This window comes from Shewanella sp. NIFS-20-20 (assembly GCF_019209865.1).
GTDB lineage: Bacteria > Pseudomonadota > Gammaproteobacteria > Enterobacterales > Shewanellaceae > Shewanella.
In genome coordinates, this window is the sequence record NZ_JAHUTT010000016.1 from 15,842 (window position 1) to 32,141 (window position 16,300).

The window sequence follows — 16,300 nt, forward strand, 5'->3', positions numbered from 1 at the left end:
TCGAGTTAATTAATGCCGGTATCGGGATCAACAGTAACGCCTAGTGGAACATTGCGAGGGGTAACCTTTATACGATCATCGGATACAGCAATATCAAGTGCTAGCTTGCTACTGACACCATTGACCATGCCTGCAATGTCAGAGCCCGCATTAACATCTTTAATGCCGCTGCCAAATACACTGGGTAACAAATCAGATAACGTGGTGGCCTTAGCCCACTTGGCAAAATCAGTATCACCCACGGCAGCATCGGCAATTGATTCAACAATGGGATACATCAGCAAAGTCGCTAAGCCGCCCTTAGCAGCTGACCCAGCCTTACTCCATTTACTTTTACCTTTATTGCTGCCACCCATAGCATCGGTAATGTCGGTACCCATAGCACCGCCCATACCACCTTTACCCATGTTCACTACATACACAGGCATCACGCCCATATCGGCAAAGCCACCTTTACCGCCGCCAGCGCCACCTTTGCCACCGCCAAATACGCCTTTAATAGAGCCAGCAAGATCTAATCCTTTCTTGGCTGCGACCAAACCACCTACTACCCACAATGCGGCCTCGCCCCATTTAAGCCAGTTATCAATGGTTTTATCGTCAACACTATTAATCGCATCGGCTAAATCTTGAATGGGTTTTGATAATCTACTTTCAGCAAATTTATTAAATGAGGTATTTAATGATTTAATTGCATTATTAAATTCAGCGGCATTTTTAGCAGAGGCTTTTTGTGTTTCACCATATTCACCAGATGAAACTGTCATCTGAGTTAATAGATCTTTATTCTCTTGCGAATATAAAGCTGCCAAACCCTGTAATGATGTTTGGTCAAATATATCACCCAATTTAAGCGGGTCGTTTTTAGCCTTATCTAATATCTCTAATAATAATTCAACAGGCTGGCGTAATTCTTTAGTGCCTTTTTTAAATACTTCGATACCTTGCTGATTTAAAAACTCAACTTTCTTCTTATCTGAAAAAGTTGCAAACACGGCTTGAATAGATGTCAATGATTCATTGGCATTACCCTTTGCTTTAGCAAACAATTGCACTAATGCGCCCATCTGGGTAATAGCTTGTGGCCCTTTACTTTGATACGTCGCAAATAACTGCTCTGATATTGAGGCTAAATCTTTAACGTTCACACTACCCACCGCAAACTGGCTGTATAAATCATCGATAGTGTTCATTACGTCTTTGGCATCTTTAATGCCTTTCTCGCGGAACTGGGCAAATATCGCCCCGCTTGATTTAGCATCAGCGCCAAATGCCTGCATAAACAAGCCCATGTTTTCTAGGTTAGCAATGGTAAATTCAAAGTCACCCGTCTTACCCAACAGCTCATCAATGGCCGAGGCGAACTCTGTGGTGTCAATGCGAATGTCTTGCTGATTAGCCAGTTCAAGAATATTGTTTTTCAGTGAGGCGACTTGATCATCGGTTAACTTGGCGTTGGTACCAATGCGGGTCATCTGCTCTGAGAAGTTACCAATATTGCGCACCGTTGCACCGGTAGCGAACGCAGCAGCCATACCCACATAGCGATTACCCAAGGTATCAATACCGCGCCCTGCAGCAGCGGCAGAGCTGCGCACCAGCGTCATTGCCTTTTCGTTACGCTTGGCAAAGTCGCTCATTGAATTGCCGTACTGACGCGCTTTAGCCGCAAGGTTGCCAGCAAGGTTTAAAATGATATCGGTTTTAAGTTGCTGGGCCATGAATAAGATCTCTTAACTTATGATAGGTGCGCACCAAGCGGCGCAGTGACATAGCGCATGAGACGCTAAGCGGAACGCGAGAGCTAATGGCTAGCTGCATGCTCTCGCAAATATCCCCCAGCGCCCTAAGGTCGCCCCCGAGTAGCTAGCTCCTGTGCAATTAACTGATCAAGCTCGCTGGCTTTGTTTTGCAACAAGGTAAAATCATCCTGGTGCAACTTGCGCAGCTCTTTAATACTAATCGGCCCTTGCACTGCACCAATGTATTCCACTTGGCGCACTAGCAGCTCTAGGCCATAAAGCACATCACTGGTATAGGCTATGGCTTTACCGTCTTGCACCACTACCTTTTCAGCCGCTAACTGCGCATCAATGTAATCACCTGAGGTCAGCTCTTTAAGGCCCACCTCAAGGTGGGTACTTTCACCCGCCTTGAGGCCATGCACTAAATCAAACGTCATCACCGCCATTAGATACGCTCGACTTTGTTGCCCTGGAACGTGCCGGTCACATCACCACTATCGCTAATGGTAAAAGGTGCCTGTGGCGCGCAATCGGTCATCATATAGTCAACGCCGTTATCGCCTTCCCACGTTAATGTGGCATTGGTAAGGGCGTTAATTTCAAGCACGTCCACATCTTCATCGGCAGCAATCACCACAGCAATGGTAGGCACAGTGTATTCGTTAGACTGCCCCCACACACGACCAGGGCCAACATGTGGAGTACGGGTATAACCGCCTGGGCTTAGGGTAGATCCCTTTTTCGTTTTCAGCTGCTTGCTGTTGGCACGAATAACCACTTCACCTAGGATTTGTCCCATGTGCTTATGCTCCTATTGATTAGAGTTTAAATTGCATCAGCGCCGCAAAAATACGGAACTGGTTAACAATGTCTGGGTTAAATACCGTGTTAAGGCGGTTTTGATCGCTACCGTCACGATACACTTCTAAGCTATCTTTAAAGCCGTCAAAGTCTTCCATTAGGCCGTTAGGTACCCAATCGTTATTGGCAAGCTCTAACATGGCATTGCGCATAATTTTAGGGGTAACCACTGGCTGAGCTGGGTCTAAGCGCGCTAACACATCATCGTTAGCCAACTTATGTCGTGGGAAACGATTCGTCACCATAGTGCGCAGCGAGTAACGCAGATAGCCTAGTGTGGCTGGGGTGGTGATATCTAAATAGCTTGGGTCTGGGTCACCAAAGGCATTGACGCGATACATAGACACTTCACGCTCAATCGCCACTTCACCGCCTGGCGTTACCATGTAGGTGGCAATACCATCACCCAGTAACAGATTGCGCTCGGTCATATCCCACTGCACCGCTTTAGCCGGTGGCAAAATACCTGTCATGACTAATGTCTGCAGTGGACGCGCAGGATCAATGCCTAACGAGAAAGACGCTTTACCCGCATAAGCCGCAGCAAACTCAAATGGCGAATGAGGTGAGGCGTTAGTACCCATACAGGTAAATAAGAAGTCATTACGGGCAGTACCAAATGCGCCAGTTTCAGCAAAGGTGCCACGGAACGCGGTATAAGCAATGCCTTCAATCATCTTAAGTGGGCCCCAACGGGTCACCAGTTCATCACGTAAATCGTTCATCGACTGCGTATCGTTAAACGGCATCACGATATGGTTGTACCATTCGTTAGGTATAGCCGCGATAACTTCGTCCATATCTGGGGTGCCAGCGCCGCCCGTCATTTCAACTAAGGTTAAGCTCACGCCACTGGGCAGCACTTCACCATCGTAGTAGTTATAACGCACATCAATGTCGTTGCCGGTTGCGCCATTCCATTTACAAGTTAATTCAACCGTTTCAGTGGTGGCCGTTTTTAGCGCTGCGGTAACAGGTAGATTTTTGTTAGCCGTAACCGCTGCAATAATCGCAGTAGCAATGGTGGCGGCATCATCATCAGCAGCAACTGCAACCTGCACAGATTCACCAGCAATCAGCAGGGCAAGTACACCCGCCTTGGCATTAGTGGCCGCAACAGTAATTTCGCCCACGGCTTCGCTACCGGTTAAGTCAGCCACACCTAGCGCATACACATCGGTATAGCCATTTGATTTACGCAATGTTTTTAACATGCGTGACATCATCGACCCATAACCATAAAGCGAGTCCATTTGGCTTTCGCTTGTGGTAATGCGGCTAAGGGTTAACGGCGTAGCGCTACCCGTTGCCAGCTGCTGACCAATCACCAATAACTTTTGCGCCTGGGCTGGCGTACCTGAGTTGGCTTGGCTGTTGTCAATCTCGATATAAACGAGAGGGACCTTAATATCATTTGGGATGCTACCGAGTGACATGGTTATTCTCCTGCCTTGGCTTTGTTAGCTGGCGACTTTTTAGCAGACGCAGCGGCTTTAAATTGAATGACATCGCCGTCATTAATACGACGAACCCAGTAAGACGAACGCTTAACCGCTTCACCGTCAGTGGCAAGATAACCGCCATCAGGTTTACGAACGGGCACATTTGGCTTTGCTGGTTTTAGGTTAATTAACATATTCATTTCCTGTTTTACTGCGGTAAATCCACTACGCCTTCTAGCTCTGGCGCGCCTTCTGCAACTTGGCCTGTCATACCAAAGCGCAAGAAATCATCTAAGGTTGCAGGGTCAATGGCTTCATCTAGGTACCATTGCTGCGACCAGGTAACCGACCACACTGACACGCCTAACTCATCAATCTTGGTGGTGTATAAGTTGTCACTTCTTACTGCCATGGCTTTGCTGTATGCCGTTGGCAATGCGCCACGCTGCAGCAACAACCCGGCAATCTTGCCCACTATCACTTCGGCGCGAGTGTCCTTCTCGTAGCCGAACTGGTCGGTGGTAAACACATAAGCCACAAAGTTCACGTTACCTACTAAGCGACCGCCAATGGTTTCGTACTGCGGCACACGTAGCGCAGCAACACGCACCCCACCATCGCGGTTAGACAGCCAACGCTTAACATCAGCAGGGGTATCAAACTTACCTATGTGGCGCTCAACGGTTTGTACTTTATCTATTTCACGATCGGTACCTTCAAGCGTTGGCTTGAGGTAATCAACAATTTGCTGACAGGCCCATACGGTTGAGCCGGTCACATTAAAACTTGGGCGAGTGGTCATATTGTTATTCTCACTGCATTAGCTCCTGCCAAAAGCTTCCCAGCACGGCATATACCTCTTGCTGGTTGTCACGGCTTAAGCCTAAAAATTCGCGCTGTGGTATGTTCATTAAGCGCGTAAATGCGCCTACCGACTGATACACCGGAAACGCCAACGCTTTACCAAAGGCTTGTGTAATAAGGCGCGTATGTGCATCCACTTGCACTGCGCCGCTAAAGCCCTCTTGATGCACTTGCGCATACGCCAACGGCGAACCAATACGCACTTGGTTTTTCTGGACCACATATTGGATGGAGTCCAACAAATCTCCGTCACCTTGAAGTAACGACTGATTGCCTGAGCGAGTGGCACCATACGCATCAGACCACTCAACCCAAGGCTGACCATCAGGAGATGTTTTTTCATCGGCTATGCGTCTCCGCGTTTGGCTTTCAACAAGGCTACCTAAGCTGTCTAGCAGCTCGGCTTTGTGCTTGGGGTCACCTAAGGTATCCATTAACTGCTGATAACGCAGCAGGTCTTGGGTGCCTGTCACCTGCACACTGATTGACATTACAAAACACCACGCAGGCTATTACGGGTAAACAAGCGCTCGTTATCTTGCACTAGCTCAACCTTGCCTATGCTGGTTTCGGTGGGTTTATCCACCGTGGGTAAACCTAGGTCGCGTTTGCCTGCACCTATTTCACGTAGAGTAGTAAGCGCCATTTTATAGCGCTCTTCTAACAAGTTAGTGGCCTGTTGGTCACGGTCTGCTAGCCAGTAAAAAGCAATAGTGATGGCAAGCTTATTCAACATGCCTGGCACGGTGGCCAAGGGCAGCACATAGCGGGTTAAAAATGAGTTAATCTCATCATCTGCTTGCTCTAGTGCTTGGTCGATATAGGTGTCATTAAGCTCACCTGTGGTTCGATCAATCGCAAAGTTCCATAGCATGGCCTCGTCGCGGTCAATCAAATCTTGCTTGGTTGCATAAACTGCCATCACTGCCGCCTTACTGGTTAATTACACTGGCTGGATCAATAAGATCTTCTAGCGCTACGTCTTCAACGTTTAAGTTTGGCTCGTCATATACGCGCTTCGCCTTCGCAGCAGTGAGACACACCACGCGTTCTGGTTCATAACCTTGCGGAGAAACTCCTTCAATCGCATCCGACTCTTGCTTAACCACAAGCACCAAAGTTTCTTGCTGACGATGAAACTGTACGCCACTGCGCCAAAATCCAGCGTCCGACTTAGCGCATGCTGTAAAAGCGCCAAGAATGTGCACAGCATCAATGCCAGGCTTAGCACCGTCATCAGTGCCTTTTTGCTTATCCAATTGTTCATGAGTACCTACTTGTTGTTGTGCGTCAGAGGTTGACGCTGCATTAGCCTTTGCTTCTTCATTAGCCTTTGCTTCTTCATTAGCCTTTGCTTCTTCATTAGCCTTAGCTTGTGCCTCAGCCTCTTCATTAGCCTTGGCTTCAATTTCTGCTAATGCCGCGTCCTGTTTGGCTTGCGCCTCTTTGACGGCGGTATGATTTTCCACTGTGTCACCTGTGCCGGCATTCGCTGACGCTTTGGCTTTGGGTTTTCTTGGTTTGTTGGTTGTGACATTGCTCACGTTGAACTCCTTTTAAATCGGGTTTAAACCATCTTTACTTAGGGCTTAACGCCCCAAAAACTCATTACAGCTGCAGCACTAGATGGCAACAGCCCAGCTGCAGCAAATGAAATTAACGATACTTGCTTGGTTGCATCGCTGGTGTAATGACGCCATCTAAACTTTTCACCAGCACCAATAGTCACTGAGGCGGTAAAGTCAAAGGGTCTTATCTCGTACGCGGCTTGTGTGTCTATTGACATACTGCGAAGTGAACCCGGATAAGCTATCCATTGACCAAGCGTTTGGTCATACACTTCAATAAACACCCCCCATTGAATTAGCCCTCAGCCAGTGGCTTCACGTATCACATTAAGCGACACCGTTACCATGCCATCAAACGCTTTAACCATGGTGGTTTCACCATTAACGGTATTAATAACTAGGGCAGTAGAGGCCAACGGCACCACATTAAACAACACGGTTTGCGGAACATTGCTGGCGGCAAGTGTCTGCTTTAAATTGTTGGCGGTTTGGGTCAGTGATATTGCACGGGCCAACACCTTAGGTACAACAAACGGACAGCATTCGCCAAACATATTAATACTCCGTCACAATGACATTACCGTTGGTTGACAAGGTTCTTGCCCATAGCTTCATTGATAGCGTGTCATCAATTTGAAAACCTTTGTCGTGTCCAGTACTGAGCGAATGCCCAATCACCTGCGTTGATAATGGGGCCACATCAGATACCCAATAAATTAATGGCGCACTGCACTGATTTTCAAAACAGCCTTTAGGGGCTGCTGAAAGCTCAGTCCAATCATTACCAACCACTGGTACAATTTTGCTGGCCATGTTGTTCTCCGGTTAAGGTTGGCGCGTCCTTGCGCCAAAAATCATCTTTGCCTGGCCTAAGCGTTAGGCACTAATTAACGGTGACACAACAATCTCAACATCGTTGTAGTAGATGTTGGTATCGCCACCTTCAATTAACATGCGAGCAATTAACTTCTTCGCTGCAGCTTCATTGTCAGGGCCAACCACTAACTTAGTCGCGCGCACACCAATCGGCGTACCGTCAACTTTTTTCATCTTCTGCAGAAGCTTTTTAGCTTCGGTATAGTTGGCTTCGGTCAACGCAGCCTTTGAACCAATCGCTAACTGCGGGAACGAGAAGCCCACGTTACAACGACCATCAACACCGGCAGCGTACTTGTTGTTAAACCAGGTGTACTCTTCGTTCGGGTTCATGTTTTTAAACACAAACGGACGACGATTTTGAAACACAACTGGCTTAAGCACTTTAGTGTCATCAATTAAGAACCACGGTTCACCGGTGTCGGTGGCTGGATCACCAATCACGTTAGTGAAGGTAGTCGCGGGTGTGGTTTCTAGCGGATGGTCGGTATCAAAATAGTTTTGGCCGTCATAACACAAGGTGGTAAAACCTGCCGCCAATAACGGATACGCCAAGGTGTCAGGGAAGTACGCCACTTGGTCGCCGTAGTTCTGCGCAATCACGCTGTAGTGACCAATTTGATCATCGTCTACGTTTTCACGTGATACAGAGATAGAGCTTTCAAACGTTTTGTTGTCAATTGAGTAGCCATGCTTACCCATGTCGGCAAGTTGACGATCACCCGTCCATTCAACAATGCCTGGCAAATCTTTTAGCCAACCATAAAAGTTCGCTGCGCCCGCGCTAGGTACTTCGGTGGCAATCATTGACCACTGCGGCTTAGCGGCGCTTAAGCCTTTGGTGTAGGCCGCTGACATAGTGGCCTGTAGTGCTTCTAATACTTGTGCTGGAGTAGCCATTACTTAGCTCCTACGTTAAGTTGTTTTTTGGCCGCAATAAAATCTTCATGCGACACGCCCATTTTGCGACACATGGCCAGCTCATGCTCTTCCAGCTTTTGCTCACCTTGGTTGTCTTTAGGCAATTTCTTTTGCGAATTAGTCGCAATAGCCGGTGCGGTTTTAACAAACTCGCTAAACTGCTCAACGCCACCTTCACTGCGACACAGGCCGAGATACATGGCTTTGTTAGCAGGGGCAACTTTTCCTTCATCAATTGCGGTTTGTACAAGCGCTTCAATTTCTTGTTCAGCAATTTCAGCAAGTTTTGACTCAGCATTCACAGCACGGTTAAGCGCAACTTGGTGAGTTTCAATCGGGATAAACTTATTTAAGTCAGGCGTAATAGCGCGGTTTAATGCGACTTCTTTATCCTGCTTAAGAGAGTTAATCGCCACTACGGCTTGCTCTGCAGTGGCTTCTGCATCAATGCCAAGCGCGGCAATAATCAGCTGGGGCAGCTTCATTGGGTTGTCCTCTTTACGGTTAAGGGCGGGTACATTTAAATTGGGGTCGTTCGTTAGGCCAGAGCTAGCCAGCGCTAAAACTTGTTTGGTGGTTTCATCAAATGTAAATGCAGGAGAGTAAAAAGCGTATTGCTTCTGCTCTATCATTTCTTTGCCTTCACTGTTCCACTCAGTAAAACCCCATATCTCACCATTACGGTTTTCAACTTTCGTTATCCAACCATAGGCGGGGGCTGGCTCGCCAGCAGGTCCCTTGATGTGGGTTGAGTGTTCAATATCAAATGGGCGCTTTTTTACAAAGTTAGCCACAATGGCATCTGGATTGTCGTTTACCCAGCTGCGGCCATCTTTACCTGTAAAACTGCCAGCTGGCACCATTGGCAACCAAATGCCATTTGTATCAGGTGACATGGCCATCATGTTGAAGCAAAGCGCAGTGAGAGCGTTGACTTGCATTTAAGAACTCCAGTTAAGATTACATAGCAACCTCCTTAAAGGCGGAGAGTTACAAACCATCGGATTTCAGAATGCGCAATAAACGCCATTGACGATAAATAACGTCAATTGCTCAATGCAGTGGTATTGAAAATGGGGAGAGTGACAATGGGAGGGTCTAACTGAGGGCTTAAAGATTACCCTAAAAAATCAGCTTGGCAAGCGAACAAACGCAAGCCAAGCTAAAACATCAATCCAAACCATGTTTAAACTATGTTTAAATCGCCTCAGAAACGTTTAAACTTTTTTTCGAGTAACTTTGTAGCCAGTAGATAGTTAAGCGCTGTTAGAGAGCGTTTGACGCATTCGCGCTTCTTTTTGGGCAAGGTCATTTGCAAGCATGGTTTCACGCCCTTTACCTGGGTTGTAGTTCCAACCGGGTTCAATCCCTTCTGGCAACACTTCAACTTCACCGGTGCGCTTATTTACCCACTGCTTAGTTTTGCCTGCGGGTGATTCGGTTGTCACTGTTTCTGAGGCGATAAGTTTCTCGGCTTCAAATTGTGACACTTGTCTTATCCAACATTTACAGCCCCATCCGTTGGGGGTCATGTGATCATCCCACCATGGATCATCAGCAGGCAACAGGGTGTTGTTCCATTTAACATGTTCTATGCGGTGTTGCTCACTGGGACCAAGTTGATACAACAAATAGGGCAGCACTCGTTTAGTGCGCTGAATACGTTCCCACTGGCCAGCGCTTCTGGCCGTACGCATATTGGTTTTGTAAATGGTTTTTAAACGGCCTTCACTCCCAAGTTGCACCAGCTTGGTTTCATCGGTTAATGGATCTTGCATGGTTTGCACGCCCCACCAACCCGACTTAACTAACAGCGGCTTTAAGATATCGCGGAACTGCTCAAAGGTTTGGCCGCGTTCTATGGCATCCTCAACAATCTGCTTAACGTCAACCAGTAGATCGGCATTCAGCATCTTGGCCACGGTAAAGGCGTTGGCCTGTTCTTCTTTCCATACGTCACGATAATCAAAGCCTGGCTTAATGCCTTTGCGCTTAAACCAAGCTAGCGCCTCTTTAGGGACTAGCTCCGTAAACGTGAAATTAGGATCAGCCATCTTGGGTATCTCCTAGGCCGCGTAGCTGAAACATATACTGCGCCATCTGGGCAATAAACTCATCCGCGCCTAGCTGCTCCTGCAGGGCAGGCAATGCCGCAATAAAATCATCGTAGTTATCAACGTTATTGGCCAGTTCAATAATCGGATTCATAAACTCGTCGGCAACTTGTTCCCACTCATTCATGGCTTGATTAGTGAGTATGTCTATCTCTTTTTCGGCGGTGTTCATCACTCGGTTAATCGCAACCGATGGCGTATGCCGATTCATTGCAGTATCTGTTAACGGTGGTGATTGCATTAGCAGCTGCGCGGCTGGCTGCAAAATATCTTCATCTGCTTTTGGTTCACGCAGGCCAAACTTTTCACGTACCTCTTGCGCTGATACCTTCATACCGCTTTCAATCATCGGCTTAAGACTATCGACCAGCATTTTAAGATCTTCTGGCTCAGGTACCTTAATGCGCACCTTGGGGTAACGAACTTGCACACCCCAATTTAATATGATGTACGGCTTAATTAAATATTCGTTGATAGACGATTCAAGTTGGCGCGCATCCCACTTAGCAATATCAATACGCACTTCGTTATGCACAGTGGCTTGTGATTGTGAGCTACCGTTATCAGCGGTCATGGTTTGTCCAAGCACCGCTTTTGATACCTGTTCATCACACCAACGTGCCATGTTTTCAAACAGGGTATTACCACCATTACCTTTAGCGGTTTCAACCAGTTCAATTTTCATCGACTCAGGAATAACCGCACCGGCATCAGAGGCAATACGGCCAATGGCATTAATCAAGGTACTAATGTCATCTTCACTGGCGTTCGCGCCATACTTACCAATACGCACTGGAATACCGAACACCTCAGCAAACGCCCACCAATCACGAATGGTAAATGACTTAAGCATATACATCACAGCCACTAATCGCGCTAAACCGTTACGCCACACACTGCCTGACTTAGACCGTGGGGTATGTAAAATAAACTTGTAGGGTTCAAGCACTTCGCCTGTTGGCGCTTCTTCACTAATTAATAGTATTTGGTCTAGCGTGTCCTGGTCTTGACGCAAATACCGTGGGTCAACCCATTTGTAATCCTGTGGCTTCCATGGGGTTGTTTTTGTGTCCCATAGTATTTGCACTACCGCTAAGCCTTTACCCAGACCATCAAGCAAATCAAAAAACAATTCCGGTATTTGATCATCATTCATAATGTCACGTACCCGCTCGGCCATTTCCACATCAGCGGGTTCATCGCTGGCGGCTTCTACCGTTGGCGCAATAGCAGCAACGGCTAGCTTACGAGTACGCAGCTGCGCGGAGTAGTGCAAGTCGCGCTCTTCAATTTCTTCTGCCAATGTCATGTAGGCTTCGGGGTCGTTACCGTCAATCACACTTCGTAGCACGCTGGCTAGTCGTTGCGGGGTTAACGTTGATGCCACACTAGCAGGACGAGGATTACGCACACCAGTGGTATAAGCCCTGGCAATGTCATCGCTCATTATTTGCTTATCTATTTTAAATGGCTTGCCATTGGCATCTAATATTGCACTCATAGTCTAATCCCTTTGCCGCGCAAGTCTTGGCGCAGCGTGTCGTCAAATCGGTTGTTTTCTGCTGCACTGCCAAAAAACCGCCGTTGCGACTCATCAGCAGTGGCTTTAATGGTATGCAGTTCGTAACGGGTAAGGTCGGCTTTTGATGCTAGGTACCCTAAAAAAATAGCAATAGCACTGTCACCGTGGCGCTTATTACCATCGCTGCCTTTGGTGCGACTATCATCAATACCAGGCACACCCCGATAGATTTGAATTTGCCCAAGGTCAGTGATCACATCTTCATGCTTAGGTAAAATAATTTCGTTATCTTCAAATGCCGCTTTAAAACGTGGCATGTTCTCACGGTAAAACGCCACCGACAGCATCACCTCAACCACTTCTGCACCGTATCGATAACGGGCCTGCTCGGCGAGGTACTGACCATTACCACGGGCATCAAGAAATATTCCATCACGCCTAGGCAGGCGATCACAAATAAAATACAGCGCTTGCTCTTGCTGTTTAAATGGCACGTTTTTAAGCTCAACCAAAAAAGGTACCGTGCGCTTGGTGTCGTTCTCAACTGTGATAGGCGCAAATACAGTTAAGTCACCCGAGCGCGCAAAGTCTTCCCCTAGTGCATGGCGTAAATCAGGCGGTAAGGTAACAAGCACAGGCAATACATGCTGCTCTAACCACTCTTGCATTTCACCAATACGGGCATGCTCGCTGGCCTCATTAAAAGTAGTGGTACCGGTAAAGCGTAAAACAGGGGCATTAAGTATGGCCGCACGTTCACGCAGGCCACGGCTAATGTAAGCGCCACCACCATTTTTAGGCACACAATAGTATTCTTCTAATGCGTCTTCTTCGGTGGCCGTATCTTTTAATAGGTTGGCTTTCCACTCATCTTCTAGCGCTTGTGACCAGGGCTTTTTAGTGACCTGACAAATACGCTGATACAAGCCCTCATTACAAGCATCATCTAAGGTAATAGAGTGTACTGAGTAGCGTTTCTTGCCGGCGCGGCTATCGTTGATTAATGTGTTAAATAAGTTATCGATACCATTATGGGTACTGATTAAACGAACCTTCGACCCCCACATAGTTAATGCCAGAGCCGCTTTTAATACTTCTGCTAAGCGTTCATGAAATGCGGCTTCATCGATGATAACCGTACCCTGCATACCACGCAGGTTAGAGGGGTTACTTGATAGCGCTTGCACTTTAAAGCCTGACTCAAAGTAAATAACAAAGGTTAAAATGTCTTTGTCTTCATCATTGAGAATATCTTCTTGTATTTCACCCGCAGCCTTGTCAAACATCTTGGCCCATAGCGCAACAGCGTCAATAAACTCACGCGCCATTTCTTTGTTTGAGCCAACATAAAAAACATTATTACCGCCTTCGCCTTTAGCAGTTCCCGCACTTAATGCTGAGTCAGCGGCCTCGGCAAACGTTAAACCGGTACGCCGTGACTTTTCAGCAATCTTAAGCACCGAGGTATCAGCTATCCAGCGTTTCTGGTAGCCAAGTAAAAGCGCAGTTTTATCAAACTCAATAAGATCATTAGCGCTAACGGCTGGCAGTGGCTGGTTCATTATGCTATCCCCAAAAACTCTGCTTTAAGCATCTTCACCGTTTCTTCGGTTAACCCTGCGCGTTTAGCAACAGCCTCTGTGGCATCGGCCACCTCTGACGCAAACGCTGCACGAATTTCTTTCTCAACTTTATGGCTGGTCATAGCTGCTTGCTCAATACGTTGCACCACAAGCGCTAATTGATTTAAGGCTTTAGGGGGAATAACTTCACCATCTGCATCGGCGGCTTCCATCATCTTCATTGAGGTTTCAAATGCCATGGTGCGCACAAACTCTTGCAGCAGCTTGCTAATATCTGAGGTAGGTTTATCACCTAGCTTTGAGGTCCACACTTCGGCCACTTCACGTGACTGACGTAAACGCGCCCCCATATCTTCCATTTTTTGCGCATAACGATTAAAGCCGGTGCGGCTGAGTTTGGTGTCTTCACCTAACCCTGCCTCGTCTATCATTTTATTAATTTCAAGACGTATGTCTTTTTGGGTCATGTCGCCACTGCGAATAAGCGCGTTAAGCGTTTGGCGAATATCCTCTGGCAGCAGGTTAACTTTTGACTTGCGATTGCTCGAACGTTGCATAGTTATTACCTGCTTAGTTAGCGCGTGGGCGTTTTACACCTGGCACAGTGGCTTGTCCTGTTGCCACATCTTCACCACGCCCAGTAAGGCGCGCAATTTGGCAATCAGACACAGTGCGAATGGTGATCAAACCTTGCTCGTCTAACCACGCTAAATGATTGCGCACTTGGTCACGGCTGACATTATGACCATAGGCATCAAGACACGAATCAACAATTGACTCGTTAGCCTCGTAACCCTGCATCTCTTTTAATGATCGCAAAATCACTAAACGCTGGTCTTCGATTAATAATGTTTTGAAGCTCATACTTATTCCTTAAACATATAAATTAAAAGCTCAATAAAAGCCCAACTCATAAACATGGTACCTAAACAACTTAGCGCAAAAACAACCAATAACCATTTATGAATGCTGTCCATACAAACCCCTATTTATCATCCTTTAAACGCTGTTCTAACAGCAATTGAGCCAAATGCTCTACGGGTTTTATCTGCGCCCTAAGCTCTTTCATCTCACCGCGAGTATCGGCCATTTCAACTAATAGCGCGGTAATTTGTTGTTGGGTGGGTAGCGCATCAACATGGGCTTGCAGCTCATCAACCTTTTTATCGACCTTGGCAATGTCCGTTCGCACCTCTACCAGCTCATCACGCTTGGCGTAGGTCTTAGACAGTAGTGCCAGTATTAACATGCCAATTGTGCTTAACACTGCCCACATCATAGGCCAATAGGTTTTAATCCATATTTCCATTTACTTGCCATCCTTAAGCGACTGACAAAACACGCAGCGCACGGCAGTTGGCCAAGCAATTAGCCTGGCTTTAGGCACTTCGTTACCACAACTTAAGCAGTAGCGATTGCCTTGATCATCTTCATCTGGTTGCTCAACTTCACGGCGCAGCTGCCGCGCGATGGCATTGTCACGAAACGCTTGCTCGACTGCTTGAGCACCATCTAAATAATCGGTCATTAGCGCCCCTTTATCACACTGGACAACATACCTGCTACTTTGTCACCGCTCGATTTTGAATAAGGGGCAAAGCCGTCAAGGGTACGTAAACCAAGGTAAGCAAAGGCGGGTGTACCTATGGTGAGTGCCATGTAAACATCCGCGCCACTGGTACTTACACCAAAGGCTTTTAATGCTTCAAAGGCCATGATGTATAACACCATCATGATAAAAGATTGCCGTGCTAACTTGGGGCGAGTCTGGCGAACGTACTCATCGTTAGCGTTATCACCATTACGAATAGTGGTTTGCGTTTCGTGATGTTCGGCTTGCTTATCATTAAGCGTTAGCGCTTGGCGGCGGGTGATTTCTTTTTCCATCTCCACTTTAATGCGCTCAAGATCGACCAAACTTTCAGGCGGTAGCTTTTGCATCTCGCGGGTGAGGGCCATTTCCTTTTGGTCTTTATTCATGCCCAGTGCGCCGTCAACTTGCTCAACCATGTCGGCCACTTTTTCTGCGGTTTCACTGCCACCAAATAATGATGAAATACCACGAATGGCCGCTGGCCCAACATCCATTGCCAGTTTTGCTGCGCCTAATATTAAAGAGAGTGACATTGCCGTAAGCTCCTGAGTTTTGTTAACTTGTCTGTGCCTGTGGGCACTATTGATTTCTTTAAATGAATACGAATATCGCATGGTGTAATACTGTGCCATCCTCTTTCAAAGTACGATTGCATGGTGCCGCAATGGCTAAAAAATGGCGGCGGTGAAACCATAGGTAGGCCGTTTTCATGCGCTAATAATTCAGCATCAAGGCGCATTGCCTTGCCTTTTGCTTTTGAATAGTCCCAGTTTTTACCCATTTTATTATGCTCTTCGCACAACAAGCTTGGCCGTTTCACCACCTAGGTGAGCCATAAAGTAATCAAAAGCGGTGCGAGAATTAACCACTGCCCACTGGTTATTGACCACACCAAACTCAGTGCCTGGTGCAATACAACCTTCAAGCTGTGAAACTAAATTAGCAGGGTGAATTAAAATGTGAGTACGTTGCGACGGGCCGTATCGAGTGACCCCTAGTGTTGTGGCTTCAAGTGCGTAGCATTTGCCAAACTTAGGGCTGTCATGTGGCAGCAGATCATAAGTGCCTTCGGGTACGCATGAAATACCCGCTTGATTGTTTTTCCAAGGGCGTTCAATCGTATTAAGAATAGCGTTGCCATTTTCATCACAAAGATATGAGAATGTGCCGTGGGGGAAATAATTTCGATGTAATGTGAGGGTTTTCATTG

The 16,300-nt window shown here is 47.1% G+C and carries 23 protein-coding genes; all 23 read right to left on the bottom strand.

Features of this window, described 5'->3' with window-relative positions; genetic code table 11:
- Positions 1-5: 5 nt before the first annotated feature.
- Positions 6-1,721 carry a hypothetical protein gene (locus tag KU855_RS07165; RefSeq protein WP_218529625.1) on the bottom strand — a complete coding sequence of 572 codons (1,716 nt, stop codon included), beginning with the start codon at positions 1,719-1,721 and terminating at the stop codon, positions 6-8.
- A gap of 125 nt (positions 1,722-1,846) precedes the next feature.
- On the bottom strand, positions 1,847-2,191 hold the full coding sequence (locus KU855_RS07170) for a phage tail assembly protein (protein WP_218529626.1): 345 nt from the start codon (positions 2,189-2,191) through the stop codon (positions 1,847-1,849).
- Positions 2,191-2,544, bottom strand: a complete 354-nt coding sequence (locus KU855_RS07175) for a phage tail tube protein (protein WP_218529627.1) — start codon at positions 2,542-2,544, stop codon at positions 2,191-2,193. The genes KU855_RS07170 and KU855_RS07175 overlap by 1 nt, the downstream gene beginning before the upstream one ends.
- A gap of 19 nt (positions 2,545-2,563) precedes the next feature.
- The gene (locus KU855_RS07180) at positions 2,564-4,042 is read right to left on the bottom strand and encodes a phage tail sheath subtilisin-like domain-containing protein (protein ID WP_218529628.1); all 1,479 of its coding nucleotides are present in this window, start codon (positions 4,040-4,042) and stop codon (positions 2,564-2,566) included.
- A gap of 2 nt (positions 4,043-4,044) precedes the next feature.
- On the bottom strand, positions 4,045-4,242 hold the full coding sequence (locus KU855_RS07185; RefSeq protein ID WP_218529629.1) for a DUF2635 domain-containing protein: 198 nt from the start codon (positions 4,240-4,242) through the stop codon (positions 4,045-4,047).
- 14 nt (positions 4,243-4,256) lie between these two features.
- A complete protein-coding gene (locus KU855_RS07190; protein WP_218529630.1) occupies positions 4,257-4,850 on the bottom strand; it encodes a hypothetical protein in 594 nt (197 codons plus the stop codon).
- 10 nt (positions 4,851-4,860) lie between these two features.
- A complete protein-coding gene (locus tag KU855_RS07195; protein ID WP_218529631.1) occupies positions 4,861-5,403 on the bottom strand; it encodes a phage virion morphogenesis protein in 543 nt (180 codons plus the stop codon).
- On the bottom strand, positions 5,403-5,834 hold the full coding sequence (locus tag KU855_RS07200) for a gp436 family protein (RefSeq protein ID WP_218529632.1): 432 nt from the start codon (positions 5,832-5,834) through the stop codon (positions 5,403-5,405). The genes KU855_RS07195 and KU855_RS07200 overlap by 1 nt, the downstream gene beginning before the upstream one ends.
- 10 nt (positions 5,835-5,844) lie before the next feature.
- The gene (locus KU855_RS07205) at positions 5,845-6,456 is read right to left on the bottom strand and encodes a hypothetical protein (RefSeq protein ID WP_218529633.1); all 612 of its coding nucleotides are present in this window, start codon (positions 6,454-6,456) and stop codon (positions 5,845-5,847) included.
- A 38-nt stretch (positions 6,457-6,494) separates the two neighbouring features.
- Complete coding sequence (locus tag KU855_RS07210) at positions 6,495-6,698, bottom strand: hypothetical protein (RefSeq protein ID WP_218529634.1); 204 nt, start codon at positions 6,696-6,698, stop codon at positions 6,495-6,497.
- An 84-nt stretch (positions 6,699-6,782) separates the two neighbouring features.
- Entirely contained in the window at positions 6,783-7,034 is a 252-nt protein-coding gene (locus KU855_RS07215) for a hypothetical protein (RefSeq protein ID WP_218529635.1), read from the bottom strand.
- A gap of 1 nt (position 7,035) precedes the next feature.
- Complete coding sequence (locus tag KU855_RS07220) at positions 7,036-7,293, bottom strand: hypothetical protein (protein ID WP_218529636.1); 258 nt, start codon at positions 7,291-7,293, stop codon at positions 7,036-7,038.
- A 63-nt stretch (positions 7,294-7,356) separates the two neighbouring features.
- A complete protein-coding gene (locus tag KU855_RS07225; RefSeq protein ID WP_218529637.1) occupies positions 7,357-8,256 on the bottom strand; it encodes a Mu-like prophage major head subunit gpT family protein in 900 nt (299 codons plus the stop codon).
- Positions 8,256-9,173, bottom strand: coding sequence for a phage protease (locus tag KU855_RS07230; RefSeq protein ID WP_256260916.1), 918 nt, complete (start codon positions 9,171-9,173; stop codon positions 8,256-8,258). The genes KU855_RS07225 and KU855_RS07230 overlap by 1 nt, the downstream gene beginning before the upstream one ends.
- A gap of 360 nt (positions 9,174-9,533) precedes the next feature.
- A complete protein-coding gene (locus KU855_RS07235) occupies positions 9,534-10,331 on the bottom strand; it encodes a phage minor head protein (RefSeq protein WP_218529639.1) in 798 nt (265 codons plus the stop codon).
- Entirely contained in the window at positions 10,324-11,892 is a 1,569-nt protein-coding gene (locus KU855_RS07240) for a DUF935 domain-containing protein (protein ID WP_218529640.1), read from the bottom strand. The genes KU855_RS07235 and KU855_RS07240 overlap by 8 nt, the downstream gene beginning before the upstream one ends.
- Positions 11,889-13,475: a terminase large subunit domain-containing protein gene (locus KU855_RS07245; RefSeq protein ID WP_218529641.1), complete on the bottom strand. Its 1,587-nt coding sequence runs from the start codon at positions 13,473-13,475 to the stop codon at positions 11,889-11,891. Before KU855_RS07245 ends, KU855_RS07240 begins: the two co-directional genes overlap by 4 nt.
- Positions 13,475-14,053, bottom strand: a complete 579-nt coding sequence (locus tag KU855_RS07250) for a DUF3486 family protein (RefSeq protein WP_218529642.1) — start codon at positions 14,051-14,053, stop codon at positions 13,475-13,477. Before KU855_RS07250 ends, KU855_RS07245 begins: the two co-directional genes overlap by 1 nt.
- A 13-nt stretch (positions 14,054-14,066) precedes the next feature.
- Positions 14,067-14,360: an ArsR family transcriptional regulator gene (locus KU855_RS07255; RefSeq protein WP_218529643.1), complete on the bottom strand. Its 294-nt coding sequence runs from the start codon at positions 14,358-14,360 to the stop codon at positions 14,067-14,069.
- Between the two features lie 121 nt (positions 14,361-14,481).
- Entirely contained in the window at positions 14,482-14,805 is a 324-nt protein-coding gene (locus KU855_RS07260) for a DUF2730 family protein (protein ID WP_218529644.1), read from the bottom strand.
- Positions 14,806-15,024 (bottom strand): TraR/DksA family transcriptional regulator, encoded by a 219-nt coding sequence (locus KU855_RS07265; protein ID WP_218529645.1) that lies wholly within the window; start codon positions 15,022-15,024, stop codon positions 14,806-14,808.
- The gene (locus KU855_RS07270) at positions 15,024-15,623 is read right to left on the bottom strand and encodes a hypothetical protein (protein WP_218529646.1); all 600 of its coding nucleotides are present in this window, start codon (positions 15,621-15,623) and stop codon (positions 15,024-15,026) included. Before KU855_RS07270 ends, KU855_RS07265 begins: the two co-directional genes overlap by 1 nt.
- A 252-nt stretch (positions 15,624-15,875) precedes the next feature.
- Positions 15,876-16,298 (bottom strand): DUF5675 family protein, encoded by a 423-nt coding sequence (locus tag KU855_RS07275; RefSeq protein WP_218529647.1) that lies wholly within the window; start codon positions 16,296-16,298, stop codon positions 15,876-15,878.
- Positions 16,299-16,300: the final 2 nt, after the last annotated feature.